A 17,925-nucleotide genomic window follows, 5' to 3' on the forward strand; every position below is an offset into this window, starting at 1 on the left:
GTCTTCGCGGCGCTCCGGTCAGGCAGCCACCGATTGCCGGGCCAGCGCGCATTGCGACCAGATCTCGCTCAACGCGGTGACGAGCCGGTCGACATCGCCATCGGTGTGCACCGGCGAGGGCGTGATGCGCAGCCGCTCGGTTCCCTTGGGCACGGTCGGATAGTTGATCGGCTGCACATAGATGCCGTGATTGGCCATCAGCCAGTCGCTGATCATCTTTGCGTGGTGCGGATCGCCGACCATCACCGGAATGATGTGGCTGGGATTGTCGAGATGCGGAATGCCGAGCGCGTCGAGCCGCCGCCGCACGGACGCTACCCGGTTCTGGTGCCGCAATCGTTCGATCTGGCTTTCCTTCAGATGCCGGATCGAGGCCGCGGCACCGGCGGCGACGGCCGGGGGCAGTGCGGTGGAGAAGATGAATCCGCTCGCGAAACTGCGCACGAAATCGCACAGGTTCTTCGACGCAGCGATATAGCCGCCCATCACGCCAAAGGCCTTGCCCAGCGTGCCTTCGATCACGTCGATGCGATCCATCAGCCCTTCGCGTTCGGCGATGCCGCCGCCGCGCGGTCCGTAAAGCCCGACTGCGTGGACTTCGTCGATATAGGTCAGCGCGCCGTGCCTTTCGCACACATCGAGGATCTCGGCGATCGGTGCGATATCGCCGTCCATCGAATAGACGCTTTCGAACGCCACCAGCTTGGCCCGCCCAGGCGCCACTTCGGAAAGCAGCCGATCGAGATCGGCAACGTCATTGTGCGCCCAGCGCTTGCACTCGGCGCGGCTGTGGCGGATGCCTTCGATCATCGAGGCATGGTTGAGCGCGTCGGAGAGGACGACGCAGTCCGGCAGCCGCGACGCGAGCGTCGAAAGCGCCGCCCAGTTCGAGACATAGCCCGAGGTGAAGATCAGCGCGGCTTCCTTGCCGTGCAGGTCGGCCAGCTCGGCTTCCAGCAGCACATGCTGGTGATTGGTGCCCGAAATGTTGCGCGTGCCGCCGGCGCCGGCGCCGCAGCGATCGAGCGTTTCGTGCATTGCCGAAAGCACCTTCGGGTGCTGGCCCATGCCGAGATAGTCGTTCGAGCACCAGACGGTGACGTCCGCGACCTGACCCTCATGGGTCCAGCGTTTCGCGCGGGGGAATTGGCCGGCCTGGCGTTCGATCTCGGCGAAGATGCGGTAGTTGCCCGCTTCCCGCAGCTGATCGAGCTGTCCGGCGAACACAGCCTCATAGTCCATTTTACCCTCTCCCCATGCGTCGGGTGGCGTCGTCCACCGTCTTGTTGTTGGAAGCCCAGCGCCACATCCGCGCATCGCGAAGCGGCAGTACCAGGAAAAGATGCTCGACCACGCCCAGCACGGCGAGCCCCGCGATCAGCGTCGCGCCGGCGCAGGCGGCGCTCCCCGCCGGCGCGCGTTCGGCGACCAGCCAGGCCCAGGCGGCGGCACCGCTGCCGAGCAGGATCGAAAACGGGAACAGCACATTGCAGCGCGCCTTGCGGAAGTAGCTTTTCAGATAGGCCAGGTGGGCCGGGAACACTTCGTCGCTCAGATTGGGCACGCCCAGATACAGGTTGAGCTTGGCCGAGACGCGCATCACGAACAAGAGCAGGAAGGTGAGCGGCGCGGTCTGGTCGGGCTGGCCCCATGTCACCGCGAACAGCAGGATCGCCGTGGCCGCGATCGCCAGATCATGGTGGATCACCGTGGCCGTCGCCGCGCGAAACCGCGCCCAGCCCTCCGCGCCCGCCGGGCACGTCGCGCGACTGGGCCCGGCGACATAGCCCATCAGGAAGCTCATTTCGTGCCAGCCCCAGATGATGATCGCCGCCGCGAAGCCGATATAGGCGTTCGCTGCATCGCTGCGCCCGGCATTTGCCCAGACGATCGCGATCGCCGCGATCGCAACCGTTCCGCTCAGCATCAGGCTGGTCCGGAACGTCTCGCGCGGTCGGCTGTCCAGCCACACGATCGTGGCTGTGCCGATGAACCACATCAGCAGCGCGAACAGGAGCGGCGGAATGCTCACCACGCCGGGACCAGGCGGACCGCCGCCGGCGCGGCGTTGCGCTTCACCGGCGTCAGGTACAGCCAGGCGAAGTTCGCGGCGGCGGCGCCGACGAATGCGGCGCGCTTGATCCGGCCGATGATGCCGCCCTGCTGCTTCGCCGCGTCGATCCGCGCCGCGATCTTGCTCATCCGCTGGAGTCCGCGCATGAACCGGGGGTTGTCGGTATCGAGCACGATCGGGAAGACCTGTCGCGTGATCTCCGAACAGATCGCGAAGACGCGGCGGTCGTAATCGGTGGGATCCATGCCCAGCGCCTTGTGGAACGCCGGGCGATTGTGATCGCGGACATACATCGTCGTATAGACCGCGACGAGGAAGAAGCGCACCCACAGCGCGTTGATGCCGCTGAGAAGCTTTGGATCGTTGCGCATCAGGATGGCGAACGCGTCGCCGTGGCGGAACTCGTCGTTGCACCACTGCTCGAACCAGTTGAAGATCGGGTGGAAACGCAGTTCCGGGTGCTTCGCCAGGTGGCGATAGATGGTGATGTAGCGCGAATAGCCGATCTTCTCGCTGAGATAGGTGGCGTAGAAGATGAATTTCGGCCGGAAATAGGTGTATTTCTTGGTCTTGGTCAGGAAGCCCAGATCGATGCCGATGCCGGCGTCCTTCAGCGTGTCGTTGATAAAGCCGGCGTGGCGGCTTTCGTCGCGGCTCATCAGGCGAAACAGCTGCTTGATGTCCGGATTGGTCGCGCGCTTGGCAATTTCGGCATAGAGGATGCAGCCGGAAAATTCGGCGGTCAGCGAACTGACGAGGAAATCGATGAACTCCTCGCGCAGGCCATCGGGCAGGCTTTCGATCACGCCGTCAAAAGCGGCCGTGCGCTTGAAATGCAGGCGGTTGGGGTCGGCGACCATCTCGGCGATCAGGGCGTCCCATTCGGCTCGCACGGCGGACACGTCGATCCGGTCCATCGCGGCGAAGTCGGTCGTATAGAAGCGCGGCGACAGCACCGTGCTCTCTCGCGCGATGGCCATGGTATCGGGTGCGCGCGACGCGGTGGCGGTGATGGCGGTGATGGCGGTGTTCATAGCTGTGTCCGATCCGTGAAGCTGACTTCATAGAGTTCGGCCATTTCGAAATGGCCGGCGAACTTGGTCCAGAGGCGTTCGATGGTGCTCGCGCGCTCGACGGTGGCGATCCGATCGACGACGCAGCGCTCGCCAAAGCCGACGCTGATCGGCGCACCATGGACGCGCACCCGGTCCCCCGGGCCGATCGGCACGTCGCCGGCGAGTTCGACATGGGCGCACAGAAACTCGTCGCTATGCTCGACCTCGACGCGGCAGGCAGTTTCGAAGCGGGTTCGGCGCAGCGCGATCATGACGCGGGATCCATCGAGCGGGCGTCGTGCGCATCGAGCAGTGCGGCGAATGTCGCGCGATTGGTCGATCCGAACGCGGTGAGTTCGAGCGCGCGTCCGGTGGCGCTGTCGACCAGCGATAGCTGCCCGTCCTGCCAGAGCGTCAGCCGGAATGCCGGACCGTCGCCGATGCCGCGGGCGCGGCGCTCGCGGGCGAGACCGCGCATCACGCCGCGCATGAAGCCGGTCTGTTGCCCCGGCACGACCACCGCGGCGATGCCGCCCTTCACGTCCTGGATGACGACGGCGCCGTCGCTGCGATCGATGAAGCGCAGATCGCGCGATTTGACCGGCCGGATTCCCGCCTCCGCGCGCATCAGCACGGGCGATGCGGCGGGCGGGATGTGCGCGATCCGGACGAAGCTCGCCGCGGCCAGCGCGAACAGCACCATCGCGCCGGCGATGACCAGCGTGCCGCGCGGCAGCATGTCGCCGTGATGATGGGTCCCGCTCATGCTGCCACCGCCGTACCAAGCGCGCGCGCCGGCATCGGCTGGGCCTGCGATGTGCCTGTCTGTGCTTCCGGATTGGCGGCGTTGCACGTCCGGGCGATCAGCGTGGCCACCCGCGCCGCATCCGGGATCGCGCGCAGCATCGGCTGGGGCCGGGCGATCTTCCAGGGCCGGGCGTGCGGCCAGAGCGCTAGATAGCCGAGCTTGGGCGAGCCGACGAGGGTGAGCGGCATGTCGCCCGATCCGTCGGCGCGGGTGCCCAGATCGACTGCGCCGATCATCGCGAGCGGCAGGTTGATGCATTTCGGGACGGCGATGCCGATGCGAAACACCATCCGCCGACTGGTCAGCGTATAGATCGTCGTGCGCGCGGAGGCCCAGGCGAGCAGGTGCAGCAACGCCACGCAGGCGGCACCCATCACCAATGTCATCGCCGCGCCGATCAGGCCAGCCGGGGATCGAACGCCGCCGACGATTGTATCGATCAGCGCCCATGCGGTCAGCAGCGCGAAATAGCCCGCGATCAGCCGCGTATGGAACGCGGTTCGTGCCAGTACTCGCCAGTCGGGCGAACCCTGCCAGAGGATCTGTTCGCCGGTGGGCGGCACGCCGGGCAGGCCGGGGATCGGCTCGATCTCATGCTCGGTCATATCAGTGGCTCCTGACGTTCGGGCGTCGCGTAGAGATAGCCGCCGCCGAAATAGGCCTGGACGCGCTCTTCCTCGTACAGCGTGATCGTGTCGGGGCCAGCGATGCGCGGTGCGCTGGCGAACTGGCCTGCGAGCAGCGCGTCGATCACCACCCGCCGGCGGCCGCGGTCGACCGCCGCCATCATCATCGGCGCCAGCACCGGGGCGATGCCGACGCCCAGCGCGATCTGGATGTAGCGCACCAGCCGGTCCGAACGGTCGATCCACAGATCGCTGACGGTGCCGGCGACCGCACCGTCGGCGCCGACCACGGGCCAGCCCGCGAGATCCGAATCCTGATGCGCGATCCAGAAGCCGGTGGCGGTGCTGAGCGGAACGATGCGGGGATGGCCCTCCATATCCAGGTCGGGGCGCTTCGCCCGGTTCGCCCATGCCGCCGGGCCAATGCCGTCGACGAGTGGGTTGCCGGTGGGGGCGTAGGGCGCCCCGGCGAAACGCTCGATCCGGCGCGCGGCGATGTCGACGGGTTCGCGACCATGCGTGGGCGCGGTGACGGTGCCGTGGCCAAATGGCAGCAGAAACGTCTTGGTCGATGCAGTGTGCAGCGGCCCGCCGAACGTATCAATGCGCCCGCTCGCTTCGTCTTCCAGCGGATAGCCTTCGCGCCGGTCCTCGCGTCGAAGGTAGAAGACGAGGCAGATGAAAAACAGCACGAACGCCCAGAAGACCAGAAGCGCTACGTCGATACCGGGGGTCAGTTGGGGATGCATGGCGGTGCCCTTTCAGATCGGGAATTCGCTGAGGCCGAAACGCGTATCGACGGGCCGGCGATCGTGATGACGGCCGACGAGCGGACCGAGCGCGACGAGCATCCCGAGCAACAGGACGATCTCGACGCCGTAGACAAAGGCATAGCCGGTCGCTGAGTTTGCCAGCGTCGGCCCGAAGTCGCGCGCGACGGCGGCGGCGGAGATCAGGTCGCGCAGAAAGGCGCCGATGGCGACGGCGAGCCCGGCGCAGCTCGCCTGCACGGCGCCCCATGCGCCCAGCGCCAGCCCGGTGCCGCCAGGCGCATCGCCACCGGCGAGCGCCATCGCGGCGGTCAGCGTTCCAACGGAAAAGAGGCCGCAGCCCAGGCCGATCAGCGTGGCGCCGATTCCAAGCATCGCGACGGATCCCGTCGGCCCTGCGAACATCACGAAGAAGAAGGCGACGATGCCCGCAACGCCGCCGAAGCCCGCCAGGCGATGCGGATCGCCGCCGCCGCCAAGCCGCCTCGCCGCATGGGCGAAACCGGCAAGCATGCCGAGCGCCCAGAGCGCGGTGAGCGATGTCGTCGCGCCCACGGTAAGGCCCAGAACCTGTCCGGCATAGGGTTCAAGCAGCACGTCCTGCATGCTGAACGCGGCGGCGCCGAGGCCGACCGTCACCAGCAGCCGAAGCGTCCTCGGCGTTGCGGCGAATGCGGCCCAGACGGCGCGGAAGGGCGGGTTGGGCGCGGCCACCCGGGGCGTGCGCTGGCGCGCCTCCTGCTTCCACAGCGCAGTGAGGTTGAGGATCATCGTCAGCGCGGCCGCACCCTGGACGATCTGGACCAGCTTTGTCGGCGTGAAATCGTCGAGCAGGCGGCCGACGACGAGGGCGCTCAGCATCATTCCGGCAAGCAGCATCATGTAGAGCAGGGCGACGACGCGCGGGCGGGCGGCCTCGGGCGCCAGGTCGGTCGCGAGCGCCAGCCCGGCGGTCTGGGTGGTGTGCATGCCGGCGCCGACCAGCAGGAAGCCCAGCGCGACGCAGACCTGCCCCACCGTCGACGATCCGGTGCCGTCTCCAGACATGACCAGCAGCGCGAAGGGCAGGATCGCAAGACCGCCGAACTGCATCAGCGTGCCGAACCAGATATAGGGCACCCGCTTCCATCCGAGCAGCGATGCATGATGATCGGAGCGGAACCCGATCAGCGCCCGCAGCGGCGCGAACAGCAGCGGGAGCGAAATCATCGCCGCGACCAGGCTCGCCGACATCTGCAGCTCGACGATCATCACCCGGTTCAGCGTGCCCGTGAGCAGCACCGCCGCCATCCCGACCGAAATCTGGAACAGCGCCAGCCGGAGGATGCGGCGCAACGGAAATTCGGCGCTGGCGGCATCGGCGAACGGCAGGAAGCGCGTTCCCAGCCGGTTCCAGAAAGCGCCGTTGCGCAAGGATGCCACGCCCCCGGCCACTGCCGTCCGTCCACCGGAAGGACCGCCGGCCAGCGAGGCCCGCAGGGCGCGAAGGTAGCTCACGGGATCAGCTCGATCGCATGGCTGGTGTAGAAGCTTGCCGAAATGCGCTGGCTTCGGCCGATGGTCGCGGCAGGGCGCGCATCCTGGATCAATCGCTGCAGCACGCGCTCGCGCACCGGAATGATCGCGGGCGAACGGTCCGCCCGCGGAAACAGCCGGCCGGCACCCAGCATCGCCATCAGCAGCGGCGTCTGCGGCGCGAAGGTGAGCAGCATCGATCGCGATGTGCGGCGTGCCAGCGTTCGAACGACGTCGACGATGTCGGTGGCCTGATAATGGATCAACGAGTCCATCGCGACGACATGGTCGAAGCGCCCCAGCATCGGATCGAGCATGTCGCCGACGCGCCAGTCGATCGCCAGCCCCGCCGGCGCCCGTTCGCGGGCGACGCCGATCAGGCTCGCGGCGACGTCGATCGCCACCACTTCCGCGCCGCGCTCCGCCGCTTCGATCGAGAGCGTGCCGGTGCCGCAACCGGCATCGAGCAGGCGCAGCCCGGTCATGTCCTCGGGCAGCCAGCCGAGCAGTGTCCGGCGCATTTCGGCGCGCCCGGCACGAACCTTTGCCCGGATGCCGCTGACCGGCGCATCCGATGTCAGCTGTTCCCAGGCCTTGGCGGCGGTGCGGTCGAAATAGGTTTCCAGATCGCCGCGGAAGCGCGCGTAGCTTGCCGTTGTCATCACTCGAACCCCAGAAATTCGAAGATGTCGCGATCCTTCATCGGTTCGGCATCGAGCGCGTCGCAGCCGGCCCACATCGCGGCCGCGAGCTGCTTGTATTCCGCGCAGGCGGCGGCGACTTCGGGCGTCTGCTCCATTTCGAACAGCGTGCATTTCTTGAGCCGCGAGCGGCGGATCGCATCGAGGTCCGGGAAGTGCGCGAGCGTCTTCAGGCCGGTCGCGGCGTTGAAGCGGTCGATCTCGTCGGTCGCGGCCGAGCGATTGGCGATCACGCCAGCCAGCCGAACGTCATAGTTCTTTGCCTTCGCCTTGATTGCGGCGACGATCCGGTTCATCGCGAAAATGCTGTCGAAGTCGTTCGATGCAACCACCACCGCGCGTTCGGCATGCTGGAGCGGGGCGGCGAAGCCCCCGCAAACCACGTCGCCCAGCACGTCGAACAGCACCACGTCGGTCTCCTCGAGCAGATGGTGCTGCTTCAACAGCTTGACGGTCTGCCCGACGACATAGCCGCCACAGCCGGTGCCGGCGGGTGGTCCCCCCGCCTCGACGCACATCACGCCGTTATACCCCTCGAACATATAGTCCTCGGGCCGCAGTTCCTCGGCATGGAACTCCACCGATTCCAGCACGTCGATGACGGTCGGCATCAGCTTCTTCGTCAGCGTGAACGTCGAATCATGCTTGGGGTCGCAGCCGATCTGAAGCACGCGCTTGCCGAGCAGCGAAAAGGCCGCGCTGAGGTTCGACGAGGTGGTCGATTTGCCGATCCCGCCCTTGCCATAGACCGCGAACACCTTGGCGGTGCCGATGCGATCCTTGGGATCGAGCGCCACCTGGACGCTCCCTTCACCGTCGAGGCCTAGTCTGTCGCGGTTGCGGGCGGGGGGATCGAGCAGGGCCATCATCAATTCCTTATGCCGCCACCGCAGTGACGCCTTCGAGGCGGTCTTCGAGTTCGTCGCTTGCCGCGTGCAGTGCGGCCAGGGTCGCTTCGTCGGGCGACCAGAATTGCCGGTCGCTCGCCTCGATGAGGCGATTGGCGACGCGCGCCGACGCCTTGGGATTGAGCGCTGCCAGTCGTTCGCGCATATCGGCGTCGAGCACATAGGTCTCGCTGATCCGCTGGTAGATCCAGGGGCTCACCTCGCCGGTGGTCGCCGACCAGCCGATCGTGTTGGTGACATGCGCCTCAATGGTCCGCACGCCTTCATAGCCGTGCTTGAGCATGCCTTCATACCAGACCGGGTTGAGCATCCGCGTGCGCGTTTCGAGATCGACCTGTTCGGCCAGCGTGCGGACCCGCGTTTTCCCCTGCGTCGCATCGACGATGTAGATCGGCGCAGCTTCGCCCTTTGCGCGGGCGATCGACCGGCTGATCCCGCCCAGCGCGTCGACATAATGGTCGATGTCGGTGACGCCGAGTTCGACCGAGTCGAGATTCTGATAGGCAAGGTCGACGCCGGCCAGCGCCGTCTTGAACAATTCGGCATGGCGCGCGGGGATGCCGCTTCGGCCATAGGCATAGCCCTTCTGGCGCTCGAACACCTCGGCGATCTCGTCGGAATCGGTCCAGGCGCCGTCGTCGATCAGCATGTTGACGTTCGCGCCATAAGCTCCCTCGGCGTTGGAGAAGACGCGTAGCGCCGCCGTTTCGAGGTCGCACTGGTGCTTTTCGGCATGCGCCAGGCTGTGCTTGCGGACGAAATTGCGGTCGAGCGGCTCGTCGGCGCTCGCGGCAAGCCAGGCGGCTTCGGCGAGCATCCGGGTCTGAAGCGGAAGCAGATCGCGGAAGATGCCGGACAAGGTGACGACGACGTCGATCCGCGGACGGCCGAGTTCGCCAAGCGGCACCAGTTCGGCACCTGCGAGCCGGCCAAATCCATCGAAGCGGGGCCGCGCACCGATCAGCGCCAGTGCCTGCGCAATCTGCGTGCCTTCGGACTTCAGATTGTCGGTGCCCCACAGCACCATCGCCAGCGTCTCGGGGAAGGGGGCGCCGGCCCCGGTGTGGCGGGCGATCAGTTCGTCGGCTTGACGGGTGCCCTCGGCTACCGCGAACGTTCCGGGGATACGAAACGGATCGAACCCGTGGATGTTGCGCCCGGTGGGCAGCACCTCCGGGTTGCGCAGGATGTCGCCCCCGGGCGCCGGACGGATGAACCTGCCGTCGAGTGCATGGACCAGCGCGTCGAGTTCGCCATTCCCGTGCGACAGCCGGTCTTCGTTTGCACCGGCGGCGATCAACTGCGCGCGTGTTTCCTCGGCGATCGGCGCGCCCAGCACGTGCAGCCCGTGCGGGATCAGTTCGCGTTCGATCTCGTAGAGCCGGCCGGCGAGCGCGGCGACGTCGGCGCCGTCGAGATCGAGCGTTTCGGCCGACGCGCGGATCAGCGGTTCCAGTGCCGCGCGTTCGTCTTCCGAGGGCGAGGAGCGCCAGCGCTCGACCAGCGGCTTGAGCTCATTCAGCCCCTTGTAGAGGCCCGCCTCGGCGAGCGGCGGAGTCATGTAGCTGACCAGGGTCGCACCCGAGCGCCGCTTGGCGATCAGTGCCTCGGACGGGTTGTTTGCCGCGTAGAGATAGACGTTCGGCAGGTCGCCGATCAGTCGTTCGGGCCAGCAATCGCCGCTCAGGCCGGTCTGCTTGCCCGGCATGAATTCCAATGCGCCGTGCGTGCCGAAATGCAGCACTACATCTGCCGCAAAGTCTTCACGCAGCCAGCGGTAAAAGGCGCTGAATGCATGCGTGGGGGTGAACCGCCCCTCGAACAGCAGCCGCATCGGATCGCCTTCATAGCCGAACGTAGGTTGGATGCCGACGAACACATCGCCGAACCGGGCGCCCAGCACATGGATGCTGCCGCCGTCGCTCTGCTGCTTGCCCGGCGCCGGCCCCCACTGTGCTTCGATCTGGGCGAGATGCGGTTCGCGGCGGACATGATCGTCGACCGGGATGCGCGCATGGACGTTCGCATCGGCGCCGTAGCGCGCAGCGTTGCCGGTGAGGATGGCGGCCCGCAGCGCATCCGCATCGGCCGGTACGTCGATCCGATAGCCTTCCGCCGCCAGCTTCGTCATCGTCGCGTGCAGCGATTCCCAGACCGCAAGGTGCGCCGCCGTGCCGGTGGCGCCCGCGTTCGGCGGGAAGTTGAACAGCACGATGGCGAGCTTGCGTGCGGCCCGCGCGGAGCGTCGCAGCGCGACAAGCCGGCTCACCTTGGCGGCGAGCGCTTCGGCTCGTTCGGGGCAACTCGTCATTGCTCTCGCCAGCCCGGCCGGGAACACGCAGCGCCGGTTGCAACCGGTGCACGGGTCGCCCGATCCGTCCGATCGCCCGCCCAAGACGCTGGGCAGCACCGCGCCGTCGAGTTCGGGAATGGCGATCATCATCGTCGCCTCGATCGGCAGCATCCCCTGACGGCTTGCGCCCCATTGCTGGAGCGACTGGAACTCGATCGGGTGCGCGGCGACATAGGGTACGTCGAGTTGGGCAAGCACGGCCTCGGCGGCGCTCGCATCGTTATAGGCGGGTCCGCCGACCAGGCTGAACCCGGTGAGCGAAACGACCGCGTCGACCGTCGCCCGCCCGTCCTTCATGAAAAAAGCGTCGATCGCCGGCCGCGAATCAAGCCCACTGGCAAAGGCCGGCACGACTCGAAGCCCCTGCGCCTCCAGCGCCGCGATCACGCCGTCATAATGGCCGGTGTCGCGGCTGAGCAGATAGGAGCGCAGCAGCAACAGCCCAACCGTCCCCTTCGCGTCTTTCACCGCCGGCAGCGCGTCGATCCGCTCTGCCATGCGGCCGGCGAGCCCGGGATGATAGACGCCGACCTCCGGATAGTCGCGCGGCGCCTCCGCGCGCGTCGCATGGCCAGCGTAGCGGTGTGCCAGCGCCAGCACCATGTTGACGACATTGTCGTCGCTCCCCGCCAGCCAATATTGCAGCGTCAGGAAATAGGCGCGGACGTCCTGGGCAGTGCCGGGCACGAAGCGCAGAATCCGCGGCAGGCGGCGCAGCATCCGCATCTGCCGCGCGCCCGCCGATGCCCCCGGCTTCGACGAGCCGCGCAGCCGCTTGAGCAGCGCGATCGGCCCCTTTGCGGGCCTGTCCATGCGATAGTCGCCCATGCGGGTCAGCTTGACGACCTCGCTGCCCGACATCAGCCCGAGCATCGCCGCACAATGTTCACGCCGCGCGGTCAGCGCCGGCATGACCGCGCGGATATGATCGTCAAGGAACAGCATCGTCGCGATGACGATGTCGCCACGCGCGATATCGGCGAGGCAGCGCCCCAGCGCATCCGGGTCGCGATCCCAGTCCGACGCGGCATGGAACCCGATCGTGATCGGCACCCCGTCGCGCGCGAACTGCGCCGCTGCGCGTTCGGCCGCGCCTGACAGGTGGTTGTCGAGCGTCACGATGACGACGTGGAGGGGTGCGCTATCGGGCATAATGCGCCTTTGCGTCGTAGAGCGTGGCGAGCGTGATGGTCGCCAGGCCTTGTTCTGCGGCGAATTTCTCGGTGTTGCGCCGCGCCTTGCCGCGAACGAAGAACGGGATCTTGAGCAGCTCGCGTTCCGCCTCGGCGCTCCAGCCGCCGATCGGCTCGGGCGCCACGGTTGCCGGCGCTGCCTCCACCGTACCGTGGCCGAGATGGCTGGCGCCGCTGGCATCGGAAAACTCGAAATCGTCGCGGAACATCGTCAGCAGATGTTCCTCCAGCCCCATCACCAGCGGATGCACCCAGCTGTCGAACAGAACGTTCGCGCCTTCGAACCCCATTTGCGGCGAATAGCGCGCGGGGAAATCCTGGACATGGACCGGCGCCGAGATCACCGCGCACGGGATCCGCAGCCGCTTGGCGATGTGCCGCTCCATCTGGGTGCCCAGCACCAGCTCCGGCTGGAGCGCCTGGATCGCTTCCTCGACGGCGAGATAATCGTCGGTGATCAGCGGATCGACGCCGTGATCCTTTGCTGCATCGCGCAACCCGCGGGCGAATTCGCGATTATAGCAGCCGAGCCCCACCACCGTGAAGCCGAGCTCGTCGCGCGCAACCCGCGCCGCTGCGATCGCATGGGTCGCGTCGCCGAAGATGAAGACGCGCTTGCCGGTCAGATAGGTCGAGTCGACCGAGCGGCTCCACCAAGGGAGGTTCGACGTGTCGACCGCGGCTTGCGGCACCGCGATGCCGGCGATTGCGGCGACCTCTCCGATAAAGTCGATCGTCGCGCCGTGGCCGATCGGCACGGTGCGGACGCAGGGCTGGCTGAAGGTCTTTTCCAGCCAGCGCGCGGCGGTGTCGCCGATCTCCGGGTAGAGGAGGATGTTGAAATCCGCCGCGCCGATCGTCGCGATACTCGCCGGCGATGCGCCGAGCGGCGCGACCAGATGGACGTCGACGCCGATCGTATCGAGCAGCCGAGTGATCTCGATCACGTCGTCGCGGTGACGAAAGCCAAGCGACGTCGGCCCGAGCAAGTTGGCGCGGGGACGCCGGCCTACGCGCGGATCCGGGCGGGCATCCTTGTCGGCAAGCGTGCGGACGATCTGATAGAAGGTCTCGGCCGCGCCCCAATGCTCCTTGCGCTGATAGCTTGGCAGTTCGAGCGGGATGACCGGGCAGGGCAGGGCCATCGCCTGCGCCATGCCGGCGGGATCGTCCTGGATCAGCTCGGCGGTGCACGACGCGCCGACCAGGATCGCCTGCGGCGCGAACCGGGCATAGGCATCGCGCGTCGCCGCCTGGAACAGTTCGGCGGTATCCTTGCCCAGGTCGCGCGCTTGGAAGCTGGTATAGGTGACCGGGGGCCGCTTCTGTGCGCGTTCGATCATCGTGAACAGCAGGTCGGCATAGGTATCGCCCTGCGGCGAATGCAGCACGTAATGGACCCCGTGCATCGCCGTGGCGACCCGGATCGCGCCGACATGAGGTGGTCCCTCATAGGTCCAGACCGTCAGCTGCATCAGACCCTCAGCACGTCGCGGCGCCGCAGCGGCCGCGCAAAGAGTTCGGCAAGATCGCCCGCCTGGTCGAAGCCGTGGACCGGCGAGAAGACCAGCTCGATCGCCCATTTGGTCGTCAGCCCCTCCGCCTCGAGCGGATTGGCGAGCCCGAGGCCGCAGACGGTCAGATCGGGCCGGGCAGCGCGCAGCCGATCGAGCTGCCGCTCGACATCCTGGCCCTCGCTGATGAGGGTGCCGGCCGGCAGTTGCGCCAGCTCCTGTGCCAGATGGCGGCGGTGGAGATAGGGGGTGCCCACCTCCACCGGGATCATGCCGAGTTCGGTCGCGAGGAAACGGGCCAGCGGCACTTCGAGCTGGGAATCGGGCAGGAAGGTGATGCGCTTGCCGGCAAGCTGCCCCGCGGAATGCGCGATCGCCCGCTTGGCCCGCTCGCGCGCCGGTGCGATCGTGCGGCGGAACTGCATCTCGTCGACGCCGAACGCGCTTGCCGCCGCCTGCAGCCAATGCGTCGTCCCCTCCGCCCCGAACGGGAACATCGCGTCGAGCCGGACGGCGCCGCGATCCTCCAGCATCCGCGCCGTCTCCCCCAGAAAGGGCTGGGCGAGCAGGAAGCGGGTGTTCGGCCCCACGGCGGGCATCTGCCCCGCACGGCGGGCCGGAAACATGCGGACATCGTCGATGCCGAGTTCGTCGAACAGCCGCAGGAACTGGTCCTCGACAATGTCGGGCAGCGCGCCGACGACCATCAGGTTCGGTGTGTCCGAGCGGTCCTCGGGAAGATCGGCGGCGAGCGCGGCCAGGCAGGCATCTTCGCCCTCGGTAAAGGTCGTCTCGATCCCCGAGCCCGAATAGTGCAGCACCCGCGTCGTGCCCGAATGCCGGATCGATAGTCGCGCCGCTGCGCGCGACAGGTCCAGCTTGATCACCTCGGATGGGCAGGAGCCGACGAGGAACAGCAACTTGATGTCCGGGCGGCGGGCGAGCAGCCGTTCGACCACTCGGTCCAGCTCCTCGTTACAATCGGCCAGGCCGGCGAGGTCGCGTTCCTCGATGATCGCCGTGCCGAAGCGGGGCTCGGCAAAGACCATGACGCCCGCCGCGGACTGGAGAAGATGTGCGCAGGTGCGTGACCCGACGACCAGGAAGAAGGCGTCCTGGACCTTGCGGTGCAGCCAGACGATGCCGGTCAGCCCGCAGAACACCTCGCGCTGCCCACGCTCCCGGAGCACCGGCGCGTTGTCGCATGCCAGCGACATGGCGGGCGCGGCGGGCATCATCCCGCCACCGCCAACGACGCCCCGGCGTCGTTCCCCTGAAGCCGTGCCGCGCGCAGCTTGAGCACGAACTGCCCCGCATTGATCGCGTAGGTCGCATAGGCAGCGAGTGCCAGCAGCATGCGCTCCCGCTCGGTGCCGATGCCTGCCAACAGCGCCACGAGATAGGCGGTGTGCAGCGCCAGCACGAGCATGCTGAACACGTCCTCCCAGAAGAAGGCGGGCACGAACAGCCATTTGCCGAACACGACCTTTTCCCAGATCGAGCCGGTGACCATGATCGTGTAGAGCACCATCGTCTTGACGACGATCGAGAGGGTGGCGGCAAACGCGCCTTCTCCGGTGGAGAGATAGCGCAGCACCAGTGCGACGCTGACGAGGAAGATGATGAACTGGATCGGCGCGAGGATGCCCTGCACCAGCGTCCAGCGTGTCTCGTCGCGACGACGCCGCTGATCGGGCGTGTACAGCGGCCGGATCAGCGCTTCACCTGTGCCCGAAAAGGAAGGGTCGCTCGATCGCATTGCATCCCGCCAGACCATTGCCAGTACGGCAAGACTATGCCCGTGACCAGCAAAGTGTCAATAATATTTGACGTCCAATAAAATTGACAAATGCTGCGGTGCGGCGGCGGATAGCGGTTGTAAGCTGCACGAAAATGATCGTATGATCCCGACTCGGTGGGTCAGGCTAAAGATGGCGGCACATCCGGTAATCGGGCGTCATCCACCAGGCCGTTTGGTCTGGCCCGAATTCGGAGGGGCATTAACATGCCGTCGCTGATGCGATCTGTTGGCAACGCCTCGTCCGACGACGATCCCGTCCTGACGTGTGACTGGAATGACCCGCCTGTTGGTCTTGCAGCATTCAGGACGCGGATTGATATTGAACATAGCCGTTCGCTTTCATCATTGATCGAAAGCGAAATTATTCCGCGGTTGATGATGGCACATGCTGTCGACCTGCCAGCGCCGGTGCGGCTTTCGGATGGCGACTGCGGCGCGATCGATCCCGCCGAAGTCGCCGAAATCGTGCCGATGGCGCTTCAGGTCGAGGCAGACGCGCTGCTGGCGCATGTCGAGGCGATCCTCGCGCGCGGCATATCCGTCGATACGGTGATGATCGATCTTCTTGCGCCTGCGGCCCGGATGCTCGGGAAATATTGGGAGGAGGATCGTTGCGACTTCATCGACGTCACGATGGGTCTTTGGCGGCTTCAGGAAATCGTTCACGAAATCGCCGTTCCGGCATCGCCGCGGCGGCATGGTGGCCACAGCCGCAGCGCGCTGTTTGCGTCGATGCCGGGCGATCAGCATAATTTCGGCACGGTCGTAGTGGAGGAGGTGTTTCGCCGCCATGGATGGGAAACGGCGCGGCTCAACAACGTTGAGGCACCCGATCTGCTCAAGCGCGTGGCCGAAGATTGGTTCGATCTGGTTGGATTGACGATCAGTTGCGACTGCCATATTGGCCAACTCCCTTCGCTTATCCTTGGTATGCGTAGTGTTGCGAGGAACTCGAGCCTTTGCGTAATGGTTGGGGGCGGTGTGTTGGTCGCGAACCCCGATCTCGCTGTGCAACTTGGAGCCGACGGTACTGCATGTGACGCGAAAGTTGCTCTCCAAATTGCCGACACGTTGGTGCATGAGCGGTCCAGGGGGGCTGTTCAACGCCGTTGACAACATTCTGCGGATGGAGCTTTGCGATCGTCGATGAACGAGCTTGCAGCCCAGCCCAAACACGCCAGCTTCGGCAATGCGGAATCGATTCCGGGGTCGTTGAGCGCCAGTAGCGCGGCTTCCCTGCTGGCAGCCGTCGGCGACGTGACGGTCATTCTCGGTATCGATGGAATCGTTCTCGACGTCGCGGTTGCGCCGAGCGAGCTTGCCGGTTGCGGCTTCGAATCCTGGGTCGGCGAAAGCTGGATCGACACGGTGACCGTGGATAGCCGGTCCAAGGTGCGTGAGATGGTTGCGTCGGCACGCGAACAGGGCACGGAGCCGCGCTGGCGCCAGGTCAACCATGCGGTGCCGGGCGGCGACGTGCCGGTGCGCTATCTCGTCATGGCGCTGGGCGACAGCGAGCGCCTGATCGCGATCGGGCGGGACATGCGCGGCGCCGCCGCGACGCAGCAACAGCTGCTGCGCGCCCAGCAATCGCTGGAGCGCGACTATATCCGGCTGCGGCAGGTGGAAACGCGGTATCGGATGCTGTTCGATATCGCGTCGGAGCCGGTGCTGATCGTCGATGCGCAGACGCGCCTGATCCGCGAGGCAAACCCGATGGCGCACCGTGCGCTGGGGCTGAGCGACGGCAGCCTGGCGGGCGTATCGGTGAACACGATCGTCGATCCGGCCGATCGCGACAGTTTCATCGCCCATCTCGGTGCCGCCGAAGTGACCGAGCATGTCGAGCCGATCACGGTGCACCTGCGCGAGCGGCGCGGCGTGGCGCGCATCTCCGCCCAGCTGTTCCGCGAGTCGCGTGTCCCGCTGCTGCTTATCCGTGCGCTGCCGATCAGCGCGGTGACGGCGGCTGACCGGGAAAAGGCGACGCTTGCCGAGGTGCTGGAGCGGATGCCCGACGCGTTCGTGTTGGTCGATCGCGACCTGGCGGTGCTCACCGCCAATGCGGCGTTCGTCGAGCTGGCCGAAATGCCGTCCGAGGACCGGGTCGTCGGCGCCAAGCTCGGCCGGTGGCTGGGTCGGCCGGGAATCGATCTCGACCTGATCTGCGGTCAGCTTCGCGAGCATGGCTCGGTGCGCAACGTCGCGACCATCCTCCGCGGCGCCGCCGGCGCGCAGGAGGAGGTGGAAGTTTCCGGCGTGGTGGCGCCGACCGCCAATGGCGAATGCTATGGCTTCACGATCCGCAATGTCGGCCGCCGGCTGCGCGATCTGCCGCCGGTGGCGCGCGGCGTGCCGCGTTCGGTGGATCAACTGACCGAACTCGTCGGACGGATGTCGCTCAAGGAAATCGTCCGCGAGTCGACCGATCTGATCGAAAGCCTCTGCATCGAGGCGGCGCTCAACTTCACGTCGAACAATCGCGCCTCGGCCGCCGAAATTCTGGGGGTGAGCCGCCAGAGCCTCTATTCCAAGATGCACCGGCACGGGCTGGGCAACCTTGCTCCGGGAGACGGCGCAGACGCGTGACTGTCAATTCAGTTTGAC

At 66.6% G+C, this 17,925-nt stretch carries 16 protein-coding genes; 2 read left to right on the forward strand and 14 right to left on the reverse strand.

All coding sequences use genetic code 11. The features are described from left to right. Positions 1 to 18: 18 nt before the first annotated feature. The 14 genes from hemA to bchF are packed head-to-tail and all read right to left on the reverse strand — an operon-like array spanning position 19 to position 15,276. Positions 19 to 1,242: a 5-aminolevulinate synthase gene (gene hemA / locus ACX40Y_RS13155; protein WP_459120024.1), complete on the reverse strand. Its 1,224-nt coding sequence runs from the start codon at positions 1,240 to 1,242 to the stop codon at positions 19 to 21. Position 1,243: 1 nt separating this feature from the next. Continuing rightward, positions 1,244 to 2,032, reverse strand: a complete 789-nt coding sequence (gene puhE / locus ACX40Y_RS13160) for a putative photosynthetic complex assembly protein PuhE (protein WP_459120025.1) — start codon at positions 2,030 to 2,032, stop codon at positions 1,244 to 1,246. Next, entirely contained in the window at positions 2,029 to 3,108 is a 1,080-nt protein-coding gene (gene acsF / locus ACX40Y_RS13165) for a magnesium-protoporphyrin IX monomethyl ester (oxidative) cyclase (protein WP_459120026.1), read from the reverse strand. The genes puhE and acsF overlap by 4 nt, the downstream gene beginning before the upstream one ends. Then, positions 3,105 to 3,401, reverse strand: coding sequence for a hypothetical protein (locus ACX40Y_RS13170; protein ID WP_459120027.1), 297 nt, complete (start codon positions 3,399 to 3,401; stop codon positions 3,105 to 3,107). The genes acsF and ACX40Y_RS13170 overlap by 4 nt, the downstream gene beginning before the upstream one ends. Beyond that, positions 3,398 to 3,895, reverse strand: coding sequence for a photosynthetic complex assembly protein PuhC (gene puhC, locus ACX40Y_RS13175; RefSeq protein WP_459120028.1), 498 nt, complete (start codon positions 3,893 to 3,895; stop codon positions 3,398 to 3,400). Before puhC ends, ACX40Y_RS13170 begins: the two co-directional genes overlap by 4 nt. Beyond that, positions 3,892 to 4,542 carry a photosynthetic complex putative assembly protein PuhB gene (gene puhB, locus ACX40Y_RS13180; RefSeq protein WP_459120029.1) on the reverse strand — a complete coding sequence of 217 codons (651 nt, stop codon included), beginning with the start codon at positions 4,540 to 4,542 and terminating at the stop codon, positions 3,892 to 3,894. The genes puhC and puhB overlap by 4 nt, the downstream gene beginning before the upstream one ends. After that, positions 4,539 to 5,312 (reverse strand): photosynthetic reaction center subunit H, encoded by a 774-nt coding sequence (gene puhA, locus ACX40Y_RS13185; RefSeq protein WP_459120030.1) that lies wholly within the window; start codon positions 5,310 to 5,312, stop codon positions 4,539 to 4,541. Before puhA ends, puhB begins: the two co-directional genes overlap by 4 nt. 12 nt (positions 5,313 to 5,324) lie before the next feature. Next, complete coding sequence (locus tag ACX40Y_RS13190) at positions 5,325 to 6,830, reverse strand: BCD family MFS transporter (RefSeq protein ID WP_459120031.1); 1,506 nt, start codon at positions 6,828 to 6,830, stop codon at positions 5,325 to 5,327. Further along, on the reverse strand, positions 6,827 to 7,510 hold the full coding sequence (gene bchM, locus ACX40Y_RS13195; RefSeq protein ID WP_459120032.1) for a magnesium protoporphyrin IX methyltransferase: 684 nt from the start codon (positions 7,508 to 7,510) through the stop codon (positions 6,827 to 6,829). Before bchM ends, ACX40Y_RS13190 begins: the two co-directional genes overlap by 4 nt. Then, the gene (gene bchL, locus ACX40Y_RS13200) at positions 7,510 to 8,415 is read right to left on the reverse strand and encodes a ferredoxin:protochlorophyllide reductase (ATP-dependent) iron-sulfur ATP-binding protein (RefSeq protein ID WP_459120033.1); all 906 of its coding nucleotides are present in this window, start codon (positions 8,413 to 8,415) and stop codon (positions 7,510 to 7,512) included. Before bchL ends, bchM begins: the two co-directional genes overlap by 1 nt. 10 nt (positions 8,416 to 8,425) lie before the next feature. Beyond that, positions 8,426 to 11,962 carry a magnesium chelatase subunit H gene (locus ACX40Y_RS13205; RefSeq protein ID WP_459120034.1) on the reverse strand — a complete coding sequence of 1,179 codons (3,537 nt, stop codon included), beginning with the start codon at positions 11,960 to 11,962 and terminating at the stop codon, positions 8,426 to 8,428. Continuing rightward, positions 11,952 to 13,478 (reverse strand): ferredoxin:protochlorophyllide reductase (ATP-dependent) subunit B, encoded by a 1,527-nt coding sequence (bchB, locus tag ACX40Y_RS13210; RefSeq protein WP_459120035.1) that lies wholly within the window; start codon positions 13,476 to 13,478, stop codon positions 11,952 to 11,954. Before bchB ends, ACX40Y_RS13205 begins: the two co-directional genes overlap by 11 nt. Further along, the gene (locus tag ACX40Y_RS13215) at positions 13,478 to 14,755 is read right to left on the reverse strand and encodes a ferredoxin:protochlorophyllide reductase (ATP-dependent) subunit N (protein ID WP_459120036.1); all 1,278 of its coding nucleotides are present in this window, start codon (positions 14,753 to 14,755) and stop codon (positions 13,478 to 13,480) included. Before ACX40Y_RS13215 ends, bchB begins: the two co-directional genes overlap by 1 nt. Further along, positions 14,752 to 15,276, reverse strand: coding sequence for a 2-vinyl bacteriochlorophyllide hydratase (gene bchF / locus ACX40Y_RS13220; protein ID WP_459120171.1), 525 nt, complete (start codon positions 15,274 to 15,276; stop codon positions 14,752 to 14,754). Before bchF ends, ACX40Y_RS13215 begins: the two co-directional genes overlap by 4 nt. A 246-nt stretch (positions 15,277 to 15,522) precedes the next feature. Between bchF and ACX40Y_RS13225 the strand changes: the two genes are divergently transcribed. Both ACX40Y_RS13225 and ppsR read left to right on the forward strand, forming a co-directional pair. Further along, positions 15,523 to 16,431 (forward strand): cobalamin B12-binding domain-containing protein, encoded by a 909-nt coding sequence (locus ACX40Y_RS13225; RefSeq protein WP_459120037.1) that lies wholly within the window; start codon positions 15,523 to 15,525, stop codon positions 16,429 to 16,431. A 33-nt stretch (positions 16,432 to 16,464) separates the two neighbouring features. Further along, positions 16,465 to 17,907, forward strand: a complete 1,443-nt coding sequence (gene ppsR / locus ACX40Y_RS13230; protein WP_459120038.1) for a transcriptional regulator PpsR — start codon at positions 16,465 to 16,467, stop codon at positions 17,905 to 17,907. The last annotated feature ends 18 nt before the right edge of the window (positions 17,908 to 17,925 follow it).

The organism is Sphingomonas sp. RS6, from assembly GCF_054489705.1.